Genomic DNA, 15892 nt, shown 5'->3' on the forward strand with positions numbered 1-15892 from the left:
CTCAAGAGAGACGGTAAAAGGTTATTTTACGACGGCTTTCGATTCTGCAATCCAAGAATCAAATGTAGTTTGATGCTCGTGGATCCACTCTTGAGCATGGCGTTTAATATCCTTCATGGATTTTTCACCATCTTGCATCCTTAAATTCTGTGCACTTTCATCGGCGGCGCTGATTTGCACTAAAGAAAGGAATTTGGTCGCAACAGGGTTTTCTTCGGCGAACTCTTTATTTAACACAGACTTCACTTGGTCGACGGCAAAACCAAGGTTTTTACCCTCAAACGTCGTGTTCACATCATTATTTCCATCAGGTAGTGACGTGAAAGGCACTTCTAGCCAGATGACATCTTTGTTCTCTACTAGTACACCTGAAATCCATTGTGGAGCCCATGTGAAATACAGAATAGGTTTGCCTTCGTTATAACGAGTGATGGTATCGGCCATTAAGGCAAAATAAGAGCCTTGGTTGTGAACCACGGTATTGTCTAAGTCATACGCTTTCATATGATGGTTGATTACTAGCTCACACCCCCAACCTGGATTACAACCCGTTAGATCGGCTTTGCCATCGTCATCGGCATCAAACAGCTTGGCAATTTCCGGTTTTTTCAAATCCGTTAGTTGAGTGATGTTGTATTTATCGGCGGTTTTTTTATCGATCATATAGCCTTGTAATACCCCCGGAATCACATTACCAGCTTTCACCATGGTCTCGTCGCCGCCCGCTTTTTGGTAAAAACTATTGTGTAAAATGTCCCACATGTGCACGCTAAAATCGGCGTCTCCATAGGAAATTGCTAACATCATGGTGGCGTATTCTGTTTCTTTTGGTTCTTCAAGCTCATAGCCTAGAGCTTCTAGCCCCGCCATCGCAATTTCACCGCGAAAACGTTCTTCAGCAATACTTGGAAAAATAGGTGTTACTTCAACCCCCTCTCCAGGTAAAGACTCCGCTTTGGCTGTGCCAACCAAGGTCATCGCTGAAATAGCCGCAATGGAAGTTAAGGTTAGTGTTGATTTGGTAAGTGCTTTTAAGCCTGTGTGAATCATTAGTACATCCTCATTTATGTTGTATTTATTGAGCTGTGTTAATTGATTTGGTGCTTTTTATTCTTACTATTCGTCAAGTAACTGCCACTTAGTGGGCGGCTAGCTGAGGGGGTAGAATTATTTACTGTGCATGCTGCGATAACGGCGGACAAAGAAGCCAACCGGGCCGGTTTCATACCAGTGCAGAGGGTTCTCAGAGCTTGAACGTTCTCCAATGGCTTGGGTTAAACGGTCTAAAAAAATAGCCAGCAAGACCAGACCCACACCACCGACAGTGGCTAAGCCCATATCTAGACGTCCAATACCTCGTAACACCATTTGACCTAAGCCTCCAACAGAGATCATGGAAGCAATAACAACCATGGATAGGGAGAGCATCAATGTCTGGTTAACACCCGCCATAATGGTTGGCGTCGCTAAAGGGAGTTGAACCTTGTAGAGCATCTGTTTAGGGGTGCAACCAAATGCTCGGGCGGCTTCAATCTTATCTTCAGGAACTTGTCGTATGCCTAAATTAGTCAGTCGGACTAGAGGCGGTAAAGCGAACACAATGGTTACTAAAACACCTGGAACGTTACCAATACCAAATAGCATCACAACGGGAACGAGGTAAACGAACGCCGGTAACGTTTGCATAGCGTCCAGAACAGGGCGAACAGTACGTTCTATTCGATCACTTCGTGCGGACAGAATACCCAGAGGAATACCGAACACCACACAGAAGAATAAAGAGGTTAAAACCAGAGATAAGGTCGTCATAGATTCTGACCACACACCAATTAATCCTAAGAAAAAAAGTGTGATGGCACAAAACACTCCCATCTTCCTCCCCGCCAATTGCCACCCAAGAAGGGAAGATAATAGGATACCTATCATAGGCGGTATGGTTTGTAAGATGGTTTCGGAGACATCCAATACTTGGTCGATTGGCCAACGGATGGCACGGAAAAAACCACGAAAATTTTGTACTAAATAGTTAAGAATACTTTCTACCCATTCACCTAAAGGCAAACTGAGGTATTGAAATGGATCGAGTAGACTAAATTCTGACATGATTGATCACCCTAATATAATTATTCTGACGGATTAACCGTGGCTAAGAGTCTGCAGTAGCAAGTCTTTGGAAATGACTCCGCAGAAGGTGCCGTCTTTTTTCACGACCGGAACCGGATAAGGGGCTTCTGCAACAATATTGACAATACTTTTGACCATGGCATCGTCGTATACAGATTTATACTGCATGATTTGTTTTGATAATAAGGCACTGATGTTTGCAGAACGGTCATGCTCGGATAGAGGTAAGATGCCTTGCAGCTTCTTTTTGTCATCCAATAAATAAGCGAATGTTTGATTGGTAAAGGTGGCTGGAACGACACTGGTTTGTCTGTCGATAACTAAGCCTATATTTTGGGAGGCAATGTCTTGAGCCATTAAAAATTTACTCACATCGACGCCCTTAAAAAAGGTTTCTACGTATTCATTTTCTGGGTTGCTCATGATTTCTTTTGGGGTGCCGATTTGGATAACTCGTCCGCCCTCCATAATGGCAATGCGATCCCCTATACGAATGGCTTCGTCAAGGTCATGAGAAATAAAGACGATAGTACGTTCTTGTTCTTTTTGAAGACGAATCAGCTCGCCTTGCATTTCATAGCGTATTAAGGGATCTAACGCTGAAAAGGCTTCATCCATTAAGAGGATGGTGGGATCATTTGTTAACGCTCTAGCTAATCCGACTCGTTGTTGCATACCACCAGACAGTTGATGAGGGTAGCTAGCAGCATGCTCTCCAAGACCCACTTGCTCTAAGGCTTCGAGGGCTCTTTTATCTCGCTCTTTTTTCTCCACACCGGAAATTTCCAAACCAAATGCGGAGTTTTCAATGACCGACATATGAGGCATGAGCGCAAAGGACTGAAACACCATGCTCATTTCTTTACGGCGCACATCTAAGAGATCTTCATCGCCGAGCGCGGTAATATTCTTGCCTTTGAGTTCAATGGTTCCTGATGTTGGTTCAATTAAGCGGTTTAACAAGCGAACCATGGTGGATTTACCTGATCCAGATAATCCCATAATGACGAAAATCTCGCCTTTTTTTACCGTAAAAGAGGCATCGAATACACCTACAGTTTGGCCCGTTTTCTCAAAAATCTCATCTTTACTGGCCCCTTTATCGAGCATTTTCATAGCCGTATCGGGATCGTCTCCGAATACTTTGTAGACGTTTCGAATAGACAAAATGTCTGTAGAATCTTCCATAGTTTCCTCATATCACGATTATAATTGTTGTCTTGGATTCAATCAGAGGAGGTAGACGCCAACTGGTTGAGTGATTCTGTGTCTTCTGCGGTTCTTTATAGAAAGAACAGATCTAATGCGGCTGCATATAAATCTATATTGCACCCTATAAAACTTAAGGATTTTGGGTTATGCCGTCCAATCACATATTTCTCATAAATAGCATGAGTTTTAGTTATGGTTGATGGGGGAGGTATAACGTTAGGTTGCTTAAATAAGCTGAGAATTGAAATAACCTTAGGCAGATTCAATGAATGTCGGTTTTGGACAACCGTATTTAGTCAATAGTGTGTATACAACACTAGTCCTATATAAAAATCCATCTTGTTGCGGTTATATATGTGGGTATAAGAATGGGGATCAGAGTAACTGAAGCGCTTGTCGCGCAGAGAATAAGTATGTATGAAAAGGCTTGATTTTAATCAGTTAGCTACCTTTGTAGCGATTGTGGATGCTGGCAGTATTACTAAAGCGGCGTCATCACTTCATCGCACTCAAGCAGCCATTAGTATCCAATTAAAAAAATTAGAAGAAGGAACCGGCAAGCGGTTACTGAATCGCAGTTATAATAACTTTACCATGACAAATGAAGGTGAGATTCTGCTTTCGTATGCCCGTAAGATTTTGCATTTGTCTGAAGAAGCGTTTCAGGCCATTAGCGGTGATGAAGTCTCCGGCGTCGTCAGGTTTGGGATTCCTGATGGGTACGCAAGAGCCTTTATTCAGGATTCATTAAGGCAATTTATTCATCGATTCCCAAAGATTCGAATACAAATTAAGAATGAAAACAGTCATAAGCTATTTCAAAGCTTTGATAATGGCGAATTGGATTTGATTTTAGCGACGCGTGACCCTCAGGAATCTGGAGGAGACCTTTTAAGGCGTGAAAAGATGTGTTGGGTAGCCGCTAAAGAGTTCCATCTAGACACCACTAAGCCTATCCCATTGGCTCTTTATGAGCAGGGCTGTGTGTATCGACATCATGTTATTGAAAATTTGCAGCAAAACGGGAAAGAATGTTTTGTTGCTTTTGAGTGCCAAGGGGTAACCGGGTTTGATATTGCGATCTCTAATGGTTTAGCCATATCCGCACTTTCTGAGTCCTTAGTAAAAGAAGAGTGGCGGATCATTAAACCTTCAGAGGGATTACCTGATCTTGGCTTTGTTGAAATTGAGATGCATACAAGTCCAGGGGACATCAGTGAAGCGGTTAGGTGTTTTGCAGAAGAGTTGGCGTTAACGATCAATAATATCTAAGCAAGTGTTATTAAATTACCTTTCCTGATTTGCATTTGACCTTAAAACGGTAAAGCGAAAAAATCGAGTCTCAATATCTTGTTTAGCATGTCATGAGTAACCCGTTTGTTATTGAAAGGGTTATAGCGTGTGTCATTTTTCAGTTTTTGTGGTTTGATAAGTTACATCTATTCATGCGATGCGTATAGCGTGGCATTACATCTCAATTAAACAATAAAAAATACTGGCTTATCTGATGTTACAGAAAGGAGAAAAGTACTTTTTTGAGGAGAATAAATGACGTATTTACCCTCTGACTCAAATGCAGAGCCCAAGCGCTCGATTGGTTTTCTTTTACTGAATAATTTTACCATGATGTCATTAGCCTCAGCGGTTGAAGTATTGAGAATGGCAAACCAATTAAGTGGAGAGGAATTATATTCTTGGTACACAATAACGTTAGACGGTGAACCCATTAGCGCCAGTGATGGCATTCGCATTACTCCAGATGCGAGTATTCAAACGTGCCCTAAATTAGAGGTAGTGATGGTCGCTGGTGGCATTGATGTTTCCTCCTCCTATGGAAAAGAACACATTGCTTGGTTGAAAACCATGGAGCGTCAAGACTGCTTAATAGGTGGTATGTGTACAGGGGCCTATTTGTTAGCCGAAGCTGGATTATTAGATGGTTATGAATGCAGCATACATTGGGAATACTTGGCGTCTTTACAGGAACACTTTCCGAAGGTGCATTGTACCAATCGTTTGTTTAGCATAGATCGTGATCGTATGACCTGTTCTGGTGGTACTGTGCCTCTGGATATGATGTTGTATATGATTAAACAGGAGCATGGCTTTTTGTTGTCTTCCGCCATTTCTGAAATGTTTATTTGCGACCGTATGAGAGATGAAAATGATCGTCAGAAAATTCCATTGAGACATGTTTTGGGAACCGCGCAACCTAAGTTAATAGAGGTTGTCTCCCTGATGGAGGCGAACATAGAAGAAGTGCTTGGGATGGATGAGCTGGCAAAATACGTTAACTTGTCACGACGACAGTTGGAGCGCTTGTTTCAAAAACACTTACAATGTTCTCCATCACGTTACTACTTAAAATTACGTTTGCTTCGAGCGCGACAGTTATTAAAACAAAGCACTCGGCCTATTGTGGATATTGCTATTATTTGCGGCTTTGCTTCAACTGCGCATTTTAGTAAGTGCTATCGCGAACAAATGGGTATTCCTCCTAGTGAGGAAAGAGCGTCAGAAAACAAAAAATACGAAGATAATGTGGCTCGGTCCATGACCTTTACTGCCATTAAAGTCCCTATATTATCTACTTCTCAGAGATCATTGGCGGTTGATGCCTTTTCGAAATCCAAAACAGAAGCCACTTTCGGTTCTGTTTCTCTAAAAGACTAAATAATAAGCCGGAGGTGGTGCGTTGTAATATCTCGCTAGGTGTTTTCTCCCATGTTCTCTCTCCCACAAATGATAATGACTTTCATTAATCTAATTATTTAAGCTAAAGATCTTTTTCAGGTCGCTTTTGTTACTTCGGAAGTCGCTTTCAGGCTTCGGCTTTTCTAGCGAAAAACTAGACTTATTTGAATGTTGAACGCTTTATTGAAATCGCTGATTTTGCTTAAAGTGTCAATAACCTGATAAGTGAGCTGAGAAGGATGAAAACAATGAATGCGACAGAACTTCATAATGACGCCATCGTAATTGATGGATTGATTTGTTCCAAATGGGAACGTGCTTTGTTTGAAGATATGGCTAAAGGTGGCTTAACCGCCGCGAATTGCACTTTATCATTCTGGGACAATTTTGAAGAGACAGTACGAAACATTGTTGAAATGAATGGCCTGATTGAAGAAAGCAGTGACTTACTTCTTAAAGTTCGTACTACAGAAGACATCTACAAAGCAAAACGCGAAGGTAAAACGGGCATCATGATGGGCTTCCAAAATGCCCATGCTTTTGAAGATCAAGTTGGTTATGTGCAAGTGTTTAAAGACCTTGGCGTTGGCATAGTGCAAATGTGTTACAACACGCAAAATTTGGTTGGAACAGGTTGTTACGAGCGAGATGGTGGTTTATCTGGTTTTGGTCATGAGATCGTGGCAGAAATGAATCGCGTCGGAATGTTGTGTGATCTTTCTCATGTAGGTTCAAACACCTCTAAAGAAGTTATCGATGCGTCTAAACAGCGTGTGGCTTACTCACACTGTCTACCAACAGGTTTAAAAGAACATCCTCGTAACCGTACGGATGAAGAGCTGAAATACATTGCTGATAAGGGCGGTTTTGTTGGGGTAACCATGTTTACGCCTTTCCTTGCGGCTGGTGTTAACGCCACCATTGATGACTACGTTGATGCATTGTACTACATCTACAACATCGTCGGCGAAGATGCGATTGGCATTGGAACGGACTTTACTCAAGGTCATTCTCATGAATTCTTTGAATATCTCACTCATGACAAAGGCTATGCCAGACGTTTAACCCGTTTTGGTGAAATTGTTAATCCGCTTGGCATTCGTACAGTGGGTGAATTTCCAAACATTACTGAAGCCTTATTACGTAAAGGTTTCACAGAGAGACAGGTTCGCAAAATTATGGGCGAAAACTGGGTTGATCTGTTGAAAGACGTTTGGGGCGCCTAAGCCGTATTTAAATATTTATTCAAAATTTGAAGGTAGAACAAGATGACAACACACGCGCCAGAAATGCCAATTGAAGTGAATGATGAAACCGGTGTTTGGACAACCGACGCTTTGCCAATGTTGTATGTGCCTCGTCACTTTTTTGTTAACAATCACATGGGGATTGAAGAAGAGATTGGGGCAGAACGTTATGCCGCTATCTTGTATAAAGCCGGTTATAAGTCGGCTTACTACTGGTGTGAAAAAGAAGCCGAGGAGCATGGGTTACAAGGTGAGGCTATTTGGCATCATTATATGAAACGCCTATCTCAACGAGGTTGGGGGTTCTTTATTACAGAAGAGATTAATGTGGCTGTGGGTACGGCAAAAGTGCGTTTGGAGCATTCTGCGTTTGTTTATCAGTACGGTAAAGTAAATCGTAAAGTCGATTATATGTTTACTGGTTGGTTCGCTGGTGCTTTAGATATGGTCGCGAAAAACCTAGGACATGACGTCAAAACCGTCGCGGAGCAAACTCAATGTGCTGCAGAAGAGGGCTGTGAAGTGGGTTATTTTGAAGTAAAACCGCTTTAGTATCTGTCTTGTTATAACGCATTCTATTGGCCACGTTACTGGTGAATGGTTCTTGGTCAATATACGTATAATTTACAATAAGTGTTTGTTGGTAGTCGCGGCCTGTTAATCCTTTTTAAGTCGCGCTCTATCGCAAAACGCGTGGAGTCTTTTATGTCACAGTTTGATGTTTTATTCGAACCTCTAAAAATTAATAATTTAACGATTCGTAACCGTATTGTCAGCACGGCTCATGCTGAAGTATATGCAACCGACGGTGGCATGACGACCGAACGCTATGTGAAGTATTACGAAGAAAAAGCGAAAGGTGGCTGTGGTTTAGCTATTTGTGGTGGCTCCAGTGTGGTGTCTATAGATAGTCCTCAAAGCTGGTGGTGTTCAGTCAACTTATCGACTGATCGTATTATCCCGCACTTTCAAAATTTAGCCGATGCTGTTCATAAGCATGGTGGCAAAATCATGATCCAAATTACTCACATGGGGCGTCGTTCTCGTTGGGATGGTGGCGATTGGCCAAGTTTGATGTCGCCATCTGGTGTGCGTGAACCGGTTCACCGCGCGACTTGTAAAACCATCGAAGAAGAAGAAATTTGGCGCGTCATTGGCGATTTCGCTCAAGCGGCTCGTCGTGCAAAAGAAGGCGGTTTAGACGGTGTTGAGTTGTCTGCCGTGCATCAACATATGATCGATCAGTTTTGGTCGCCAAGGGTAAACAAACGCACAGATCAGTGGGGAGGCAGTTTAGAAAATCGTATGCGCTTTGGTATGGAAGTACTTAAAGCGGTGCGTGCAGAAGTGGGACGCGATTTTGCGGTTGGCTTACGTATGTGTGGTGATGAGTTTCATCCTGATGGACTAAGCCATGAAGATTTAAAACAAATTGCTAAAGCGTATAACGATACCGGCTTATTAGACTTCTTTGGCGTGGTTGGATCGGGTTGTGATACGCACAATACATTGGCTAACGTGATTCCAAACATGAGCTATCCACCAGAGCCATTTTTGCATTTGGCGGCGGGCATCAAAGAAGTGGTGGATGTGCCTGTTATTCATGCGCAAAACATCAAGGACCCAAATCAAGCGAAACGTATTATTGAAGCGGGTTATGTGGACTTTGTTGGTATGACACGGGCCCACATTGCGGATCCACATTTAATCGCCAAAATTAAAATGGATCAAGTGGATCAAATTCGTCAGTGTGTTGGTGCGAACTACTGTATCGACCGTCAATATATGGGATTGGATGTGCTTTGTATTCAAAATGCGGCAACGTCCCGTGAACACAAAGGCATTCCTCATATTATTGAGAAAACCGATGGTCTAAAACGTAAAGTGGTCGTCGTGGGTGGTGGTCCTGGTGGTATGGAAGCGGCGCGTGTTTCGGCGGAGCGTGGGCACGATGTGATCCTATTGGAAAAAGACGATGCTTTAGGTGGGCAAATTAGTATTGCCGCGAAAGCGCCTCAAAGGGATCAGATGGCGGGGATTACCCGTTGGTTAGCAATGGAGTTGGAACGTTTGGGTGTGGATGTACGCCTAGGTACGCCGGCGAGTGCGGATATGGTTCGCGAGTTGAAACCAGACGTGTGTATTTTGGCGACCGGTGGCCTTCCATTCGTTGATCAAGAAGCGAGCTGGGGAGCTAAAGAAGGGCTAAGTGTGTCTTCATGGGATATTTTAAATGGCACGGTTGAGCCAGGTAAAAATGTACTAATCTACGATACCATCTGTGAATTCTCCGGTATGTCGGCGGCCGACTATCTTGCTTCTAAAGGGTCTTTAGTCGAATTAGTCACTGATGATATTAAGCCAGGGGTCGGTATCGGTGGGACGACTTTCCCAACCTACTACCGTAATTTGTATGAAAAAGAAGTCATCATGACATCAGATATGATTCTGGATAAGGTCTACAAAGAAGGCGATAGTTTAGTTGTTGTCTTGGAAAACGAATACACAGGTCAAAAAGAAGAACGAGTGGTTGATCAAGTGGTGATTGAAAACGGTATTCGACCTAACGAAGCGCTGTATTATGAGCTAAAACAAGAGTCTTGTAATAAAGGTCAGGTCGACAATGAAACCTTATTTAACTCTCAAGCTCAGCCTGTGTTGTCGTTGGCTGCGGAAGGTAAGCAAGATGGCATGATTTTATGGCGCTTGGGTGATTGCGTTTCACAACGTAATACACATGCCGCAATTTACGATGCGTTACGTTTGTGTAAAGACCTATAAGGTTAGTAAAAGTGTGCTTGTCTGGTGTTCATTGTGTTCTTCTATTACGCATAACATCTGACCAAGCACCTTGTTTTTGGGTCTGTTAATCAACAGCTTAGTAAACCGAAAGAGCAGCAATTGTTGTTCTGACTCCTGCTCCAGGGGGAATTATGTCTTTTGAATGGTTACATCCTACGCTTATTGCCATTGTATTGGTGTTAGCGATCATCGGTGCTGTGCGTCGAGTGAATATGTGGCGTGCTGGTCAGCCGGATCAAGTCAATATCTTGGCTGGATTAATGGCCATGCCGAAGCGTTACTTACATGACTTACATGACGTTGTTGAACGTGATAAATACATGTCAAAAACCCATGCAGCTACAGGTGGCGGATTTGTTTTATCTCTTGCGCTGATCTTAGTGGTACACCTTTTTGGTGTAGACAGCCGAGTGTTAGTTTGGGCGTTATTAGCGTCATTGGTGTTAATGTTTACTGGGGCTTTATTTGTTTTTAAACGCCGACTGAACCCTCCAAGCCGTTTGTCGAAAGGGCCATGGATGCGTTTGCCTAAGAGCTTATTGACCTTTTCAGTTACTTTTTTTGTATTAACTTTACCTATGGCTGGCGTGTTACCTGAAGGTACAGGTGGTTGGTTACTGAGTTTGGTTTTGGCCGTATTGATTGTCATGAGTTTATCAGAAATGCTGTTCGGCATGACATGGGGAGGGCCCATGAAGCACGCTTTTGCGGGGGCGTTGCATTTGGCTTTTCACCGTCGTTCCGAACGTTTTGGCGGTGGTCGATCAACAGGATTAAAAGCCGTTGATTTATCTCGAGCGAATGAGGCAAATCAAGTGCTAGGTGTTGCTAAACCAACGGACTTTAAATGGAACCAATTATTAGGTTTTGATGCCTGCGTTCAGTGCGGTCGTTGTGAGGCCGTGTGTCCTGCGTTCGCGGCTGGCCAACCTTTAAACCCGAAAAAATTGATTCAAGATATGGTTGTCGGTTTTGCGGGAGGAACGGATGCAAACTACGCGGGTAGCCCTTATCCTGGACGAGATGTCGGACAAGCTAAAGGAGGGCCTAATAGCATCATTACAGAAGGTCTATTGGACCCAGATACCTTATGGTCTTGTACGACTTGTCGAGCGTGTGTTGAAGAATGCCCTATGATGATTGAGCACGTGGATGCGATTGTCGACATGCGTCGTTACCTTACAATGGAAAAAGGCCGTACTCCCAATAAAGGCGCAGAAATACTCGATAACATCATAGCGACAGATAATCCTAATGGCTATGCCCCGGCCAATCGTATGAATTGGGCGGCGGATCAGAATTTAACCTTGTTGAGTGATTGCCAAGAAACAGACGTGCTATTTTGGGTCTCAGACGGGGCTTTTGATATGCGTAGTCAGCGGATTCTTCGATCTTTCGTTACCTTACTTAAAGCGGCGAAAGTTGAGTTTGCGGTTTTGGGGGTGAGGAATTGGATTGTGGCGATGTGGCCCGTCGTTTAGGCGACGATGCCACCTTTCAGAATTTAGCAAAACGTAACCTAGAAACGTTATCTAAGTACAAATTCAAACGCATCGTTACAACAGACCCTCATGCCTTCCATTGTTTGAAAAATGAATATAATGATCTTGGTTATGATGTGCTTAAAGATGTGCAGGTGATGCACCATACCACTTATCTAAATGAGCTGGTACAGCAAGGTCGTTTTACCCTAGATTCATTCAAGGGCGGTACAGTGACTTACCATGATCCGTGTTATTTAGGTCGATACAATGGTGAATACGAAGCACCTCGGGAACTGTTGCGCTCATTAGGCATCGAGATTGCTGAGATGGAGCGTTCTGGTTATCGATCTCGATGTTGTGGCGGTGGCGGTGGCGCTCCAATTACCGACATTCCTGGCGAGCGTCGAATTGCTGACATGCGTGTTGAGGATGCCAAAGCGACAAATGCCGATTTAATTGCCGTTGGTTGTCAACAATGTACCGCTATGCTTGAAGGGGTTGTTGAACCAAGACCTGAAATTAAAGACATTGCTGAGATTTTGGTCAATCAATTGGTTGAGGAGGTGCACTGATGTCAAATCAAGAGGACGACACTATTGTAAGGCGTGATCCACGAGCCGAATGGATCGCTCGAAATCGTCTGCATCCATTACATACGACGATTACGCATTCGCAAACAGCCGATGTCCGTGGACCGTCAGGATTGATGCGTAAAAATCCACATAATGTTGGCTTTATGGGGCCAAATGGCATTAAGCGCATTGATCGTCTGAAAGGTAATGGTCATCAAGTTAAAGGACGAGCAAGCAAAGGTGGTGGATCTAAAGAGGTGCAACTACCTTTGCATCAAGTTACTCAACCAGACTTTTACATTGTGGTGGTGGCTGACATGGTCGGTGGCCGTTTAACCGGTCATGATAAAGACGTTATTGGTCAGGCACATAAGCTAGTTCGAGAGACCCAACTTAATGTTTCTGATCAATCAGGTGCCGTGTTGGTGGTAGGCTTTGGTGAGTCGAAAGAAAACCACTTTGATTTATCTGGTGCTGACCGAGTATTAATTTTAGATACTGAAGCATATCAAGGCTATTGCCCAGAACAGCAAATAGCGGCTTTAGAACGAGTAGAACAAACCTATCAGCCTAAATATTGGTTATTTCCTGATAGTGTTCAAGGGGGGCTGAAATAGGTTCTCGATTAGCGGCTCGTATTGGTGAACGTCCCGTGGTACAGGCATGGCAAGTGGATACTCAGACGACGATTAGCCGTGGTGCGGGTGGTAGCGTGGATATTACACGTAAAACACCAAGAGTATTATTGTTAGCGGAAGAGTGTGCCGATCAAATTGATGAAACACGACATGAAGCATTAGCGATAGCACTGGATTCGGTCGGGCAAATCACCCGTCAAATACACGATGGCGGTCGAGTGGAAGTTGATCCAAATGCTATTCCTTTGGCGGAAGCCGAATTTATTCTGTCAGCAGGTAATGGTATACACAATTGGGATCAATTCCATCTTGTTGCCAAAGCGCTAGGGGCTACAGAAGGGGCTAGTCGTGTTGCCGTAGATGATGGCTTTATGCCGCGGTTTAGACAAGTTGGTGCGACGGGAACCTGGGTTACCGCAAGAGTTTACATCGCTGTCGGAATTTCCGGTGCGGTGCAGCATATGCAAGGTATTGGTCAATGTGACAAGGTGATCGCGATTAACACGGACGCGGGTTGTGACATGGTGAAACGTGCCGCCCTCAGTACCATAGGTGACAGTGAAGCCATATTAGAACATTTGCTTGTCTTGGTACATAACTATAAAGAACAGCAAGCAATAGAGGAGGATAATCAAGATGCCGCCTGATTCCAGCACGCAATCCTTAGCGATCGTTTCATTAATCTCGATCGGTAAACACCCTCAGTCTGGCCGCGAACGTAGAGCAGATCAAGATGCGCGAGCGGTTGAACTGGGTTTATCCTTATCACCAAATAATTTAACTGTCTTGCATGTGGGAGATGCGAAACAACAAGCATTACGACAGTACGCAGGTATGGGGGTAGGTGAAATTCATGTACTGGAAGCACCCGTTCAGGCGGATGCAGTGGCATCATTAACGGATTATTTTCAAGAAAATGCACCAAGTATTATTTTGACAGGCGTTCGCGCAGAAAGTGGAGAATCTTCCGGAATGGTACCGTATCTTTTGGCTGAAAAAATGGGTTGGCCTATGGTGTCGCGTATTGCCAATATCGTTTCCATTCAAGAGGGCGTTGCTGAAGTATTACAAGCACTACCACGGGGGCAGCGTCGAGTCATAAAAGTCTCTCTACCCTTTGTTGCTAGTGTTGACAGTGCGGCACCAGAAGCACGTCAAAGTGCCTTTGGACCGGCCTCTCGAGCCGCATTATCGATACAAACTTGCGCAATAGAAAAGGATGACGTGTCGGAAAACTGGACTGAAACCCCAGCTCGAAAACGACCAAAGCGTCTAAAGATTATTAAAGCTAAAACAGCTGCAGAACGGTTTAAAGCAGCAACAGCTAAGCCTCAAGGAGAATCTGGAAAAGTGATGGTAAAAGAAAGTAACCAAGAGAAAGCAGAGGAAATTTTTAACTTACTTATTGAAGAAAAAGTGATTCGATAAGGTTCAGTTAAATGCAAACTAAAAGGCGAAATGTAGAATAATAAGTTTCGCCTTTTAATTTTACTAACATGAAAGGATTCATTAAACGACAGGATCTCGAGACATATCGGAGTAAGGGTAATGGTTAGCATCGTTTAGCTTGGTGATGAGCTCTGAGATACCAAACTCTTGTGCATAGTCCATTTCTACTGGAAATATTTGGATGGGAGACATGATTCCAAACTTATTATCGGCACCGCCTGTCATTGCAAGAACGATGAAATATTCGCCCTCTTGATCTGCCTCTTCAGCTGGAAACTCGATAATGGCTCCAGAATCGATTTGTGTATGGGATGAATATTGTGCAATTTTATTAAGTGTATTGGCTATATTGACAACTTCTTGCTGCTCCATGGCGATTACCGCTTCTGGGTCTAGATTAGTATACATAGCTAATTCAAAACTTTTGTATTCGTTATTACTGACGCAGGGTTTCGTTACTTGAGATAGCTGTTTAGTAACAATGGCGGTACCAAAAGGGCTATCTGGGTAATAAAATAAATTTAAATTACCTCCAATTTCATAAGGTATTAGAGAAAAATAGCTTATTGAATGGGGTTTTCCCAGCATGTCTTCTAAAATGGTGTCTTTTTCCTTAGACCAGTTTTCTTCTATTTCATTTTCATCGAAAGTATTGTCTTTTGTGAGCTCTGCTTTTGAATATTCGTCTGTCGTAGGCTCCTCTTGCTCCTTTTTAGGCGTATGTTTCGATTTTGGTTGTTGCTGGAATGGCGGTGCGTCAGTTTTTGAATCATCTAAAAACGCGTTAGTCATTTCACGTTGTTTCTCGATTAATTCTCTTTCTAGTGTGTCATCCTCTTCTTGATCTACGGCTTTTTTAGGAAACAATTTGTCTAATATTCTTCGCACTTTAACGCCTCTAAGTTCATCCTGACTAATTTAGTAACCATGGTGGCTGATTAACATGGAGTAGCAGTATATTAAATTGCTTAGGCAAACTCTATAAACAGAGATTACAGGGGTGATTGAATGACTTTTAGATGAAAATGCTGATTGGGTTAGAGTAAAGTTATTGCTGTTATCGCTATCGCAATACAAGGTTATAAAAAAGCCAGATTACATCTTTCGATAATCTGGCTAAAAAAGGAACCTTGGAAAAGAGGGAGCGCTTTTGCTAATTTAATTAGTTAGCAAAATGGGCGGCATTAAATATAGTTTGAAGTTCTTCGTACTTGTCGTTGTAAGCATCGGCTTTCTTAGTGAAAGTGTTTGCGCCTTTTAGGTTAACGTCAGCATTATATTGAATGCCTTTTGCATCAAGAGTATTAGACAAGGCTTCTACACTAGAGATGCTGTTACGGTAAGTTTCGTAAGCCGAATCATCTGAAGAACCTGATGCGGCAAAAGCAGACGTTGCGATTGCAGAAGAAGTCAAAAGAACCAATGTTGCTTTAGTAAATGTGTTCATAATAAATCTCCAAAACGTATTACGTTTAATAAGTAGGTGAACCGCTGTTGCGTTTCGATGGAGTGATTATTACCTAAGTTTTATATTAAGAATAGCCTTTGGGAGCCGCTTCCGCGGTTGTTACTTTATGTGGGCTTTATTAGTAGAAATTAAGAATTTTAAGGATGGAATGTGCATCTAAGCAATTATTTTCTGACGTTTTTATTTGATAAAATATACAAAA

Annotated in this window: 13 protein-coding genes and 1 pseudogene; 9 read left to right on the forward strand and 5 right to left on the reverse strand. The window is 42.9% G+C overall.

Annotation, left to right across the window (positions count from 1 at the left end):
- Positions 1-21 precede the first annotated feature (21 nt).
- The 3 genes from proX to proV form a co-directional block, all read right to left on the reverse strand.
- A complete protein-coding gene (gene proX, locus O1D97_RS09850; protein ID WP_269125157.1) occupies positions 22-1050 on the reverse strand; it encodes a glycine betaine/L-proline ABC transporter substrate-binding protein ProX in 1029 nt (342 codons plus the stop codon).
- A gap of 117 nt (positions 1051-1167) precedes the next feature.
- The gene (gene proW / locus O1D97_RS09855; RefSeq protein WP_269125159.1) at positions 1168-2103 is read right to left on the reverse strand and encodes a glycine betaine/L-proline ABC transporter permease ProW; all 936 of its coding nucleotides are present in this window, start codon (positions 2101-2103) and stop codon (positions 1168-1170) included.
- 33 nt (positions 2104-2136) lie between these two features.
- Positions 2137-3312, reverse strand: a complete 1176-nt coding sequence (gene proV / locus O1D97_RS09860) for a glycine betaine/L-proline ABC transporter ATP-binding protein ProV (protein ID WP_269125161.1) — start codon at positions 3310-3312, stop codon at positions 2137-2139.
- A gap of 441 nt (positions 3313-3753) precedes the next feature.
- Here proV and O1D97_RS09865 point away from each other — a divergent pair, with 441 nt between their 5' ends.
- From O1D97_RS09865 to etfB, 9 genes and pseudogenes are all read left to right on the forward strand, one after another.
- Positions 3754-4608, forward strand: a complete 855-nt coding sequence (locus O1D97_RS09865) for a LysR family transcriptional regulator (RefSeq protein WP_269125163.1) — start codon at positions 3754-3756, stop codon at positions 4606-4608.
- 276 nt (positions 4609-4884) lie between these two features.
- Entirely contained in the window at positions 4885-6009 is a 1125-nt protein-coding gene (gene gbdR / locus O1D97_RS09870) for a choline metabolism transcriptional regulator GbdR (protein WP_269125165.1), read from the forward strand.
- Between the two features lie 269 nt (positions 6010-6278).
- Complete coding sequence (locus O1D97_RS09875; protein WP_269125167.1) at positions 6279-7256, forward strand: dipeptidase; 978 nt, start codon at positions 6279-6281, stop codon at positions 7254-7256.
- A gap of 42 nt (positions 7257-7298) precedes the next feature.
- The gene (locus tag O1D97_RS09880; protein WP_269125169.1) at positions 7299-7829 is read left to right on the forward strand and encodes a 4-vinyl reductase; all 531 of its coding nucleotides are present in this window, start codon (positions 7299-7301) and stop codon (positions 7827-7829) included.
- A 153-nt stretch (positions 7830-7982) separates the two neighbouring features.
- Positions 7983-10058, forward strand: coding sequence for a dimethylglycine demethylation protein DgcA (gene dgcA, locus O1D97_RS09885; protein ID WP_269125171.1), 2076 nt, complete (start codon positions 7983-7985; stop codon positions 10056-10058).
- Between the two features lie 152 nt (positions 10059-10210).
- A pseudogene (locus tag O1D97_RS09890) lies at positions 10211-12135 on the forward strand ((Fe-S)-binding protein).
- Entirely contained in the window at positions 12135-12752 is a 618-nt protein-coding gene (locus tag O1D97_RS19620; RefSeq protein ID WP_330221466.1) for a hypothetical protein, read from the forward strand. The pseudogene O1D97_RS09890 and the gene O1D97_RS19620 overlap by 1 nt, the downstream one beginning before the upstream one ends.
- A gap of 35 nt (positions 12753-12787) precedes the next feature.
- The gene (locus O1D97_RS19625; protein ID WP_330221467.1) at positions 12788-13420 is read left to right on the forward strand and encodes an FAD-binding protein; all 633 of its coding nucleotides are present in this window, start codon (positions 12788-12790) and stop codon (positions 13418-13420) included.
- Positions 13410-14201, forward strand: a complete 792-nt coding sequence (gene etfB / locus O1D97_RS09900; protein WP_269125173.1) for an electron transfer flavoprotein subunit beta — start codon at positions 13410-13412, stop codon at positions 14199-14201. The genes O1D97_RS19625 and etfB overlap by 11 nt, the downstream gene beginning before the upstream one ends.
- Before the next feature lie 81 nt (positions 14202-14282).
- Here etfB and O1D97_RS09905 read toward each other — a convergent pair whose 3' ends face one another.
- Together O1D97_RS09905 and O1D97_RS09910 are read right to left on the reverse strand one after the other, a co-directional pair.
- Positions 14283-15110, reverse strand: a complete 828-nt coding sequence (locus tag O1D97_RS09905; RefSeq protein WP_269125175.1) for a hypothetical protein — start codon at positions 15108-15110, stop codon at positions 14283-14285.
- Between the two features lie 274 nt (positions 15111-15384).
- Entirely contained in the window at positions 15385-15669 is a 285-nt protein-coding gene (locus O1D97_RS09910; RefSeq protein ID WP_269125177.1) for a hypothetical protein, read from the reverse strand.
- Positions 15670-15892 lie beyond the last annotated feature (223 nt).

It is taken from the genome of Marinomonas phaeophyticola, from assembly GCF_026966905.1.
Lineage (GTDB): Bacteria > Pseudomonadota > Gammaproteobacteria > Pseudomonadales > Marinomonadaceae > Marinomonas > Marinomonas phaeophyticola.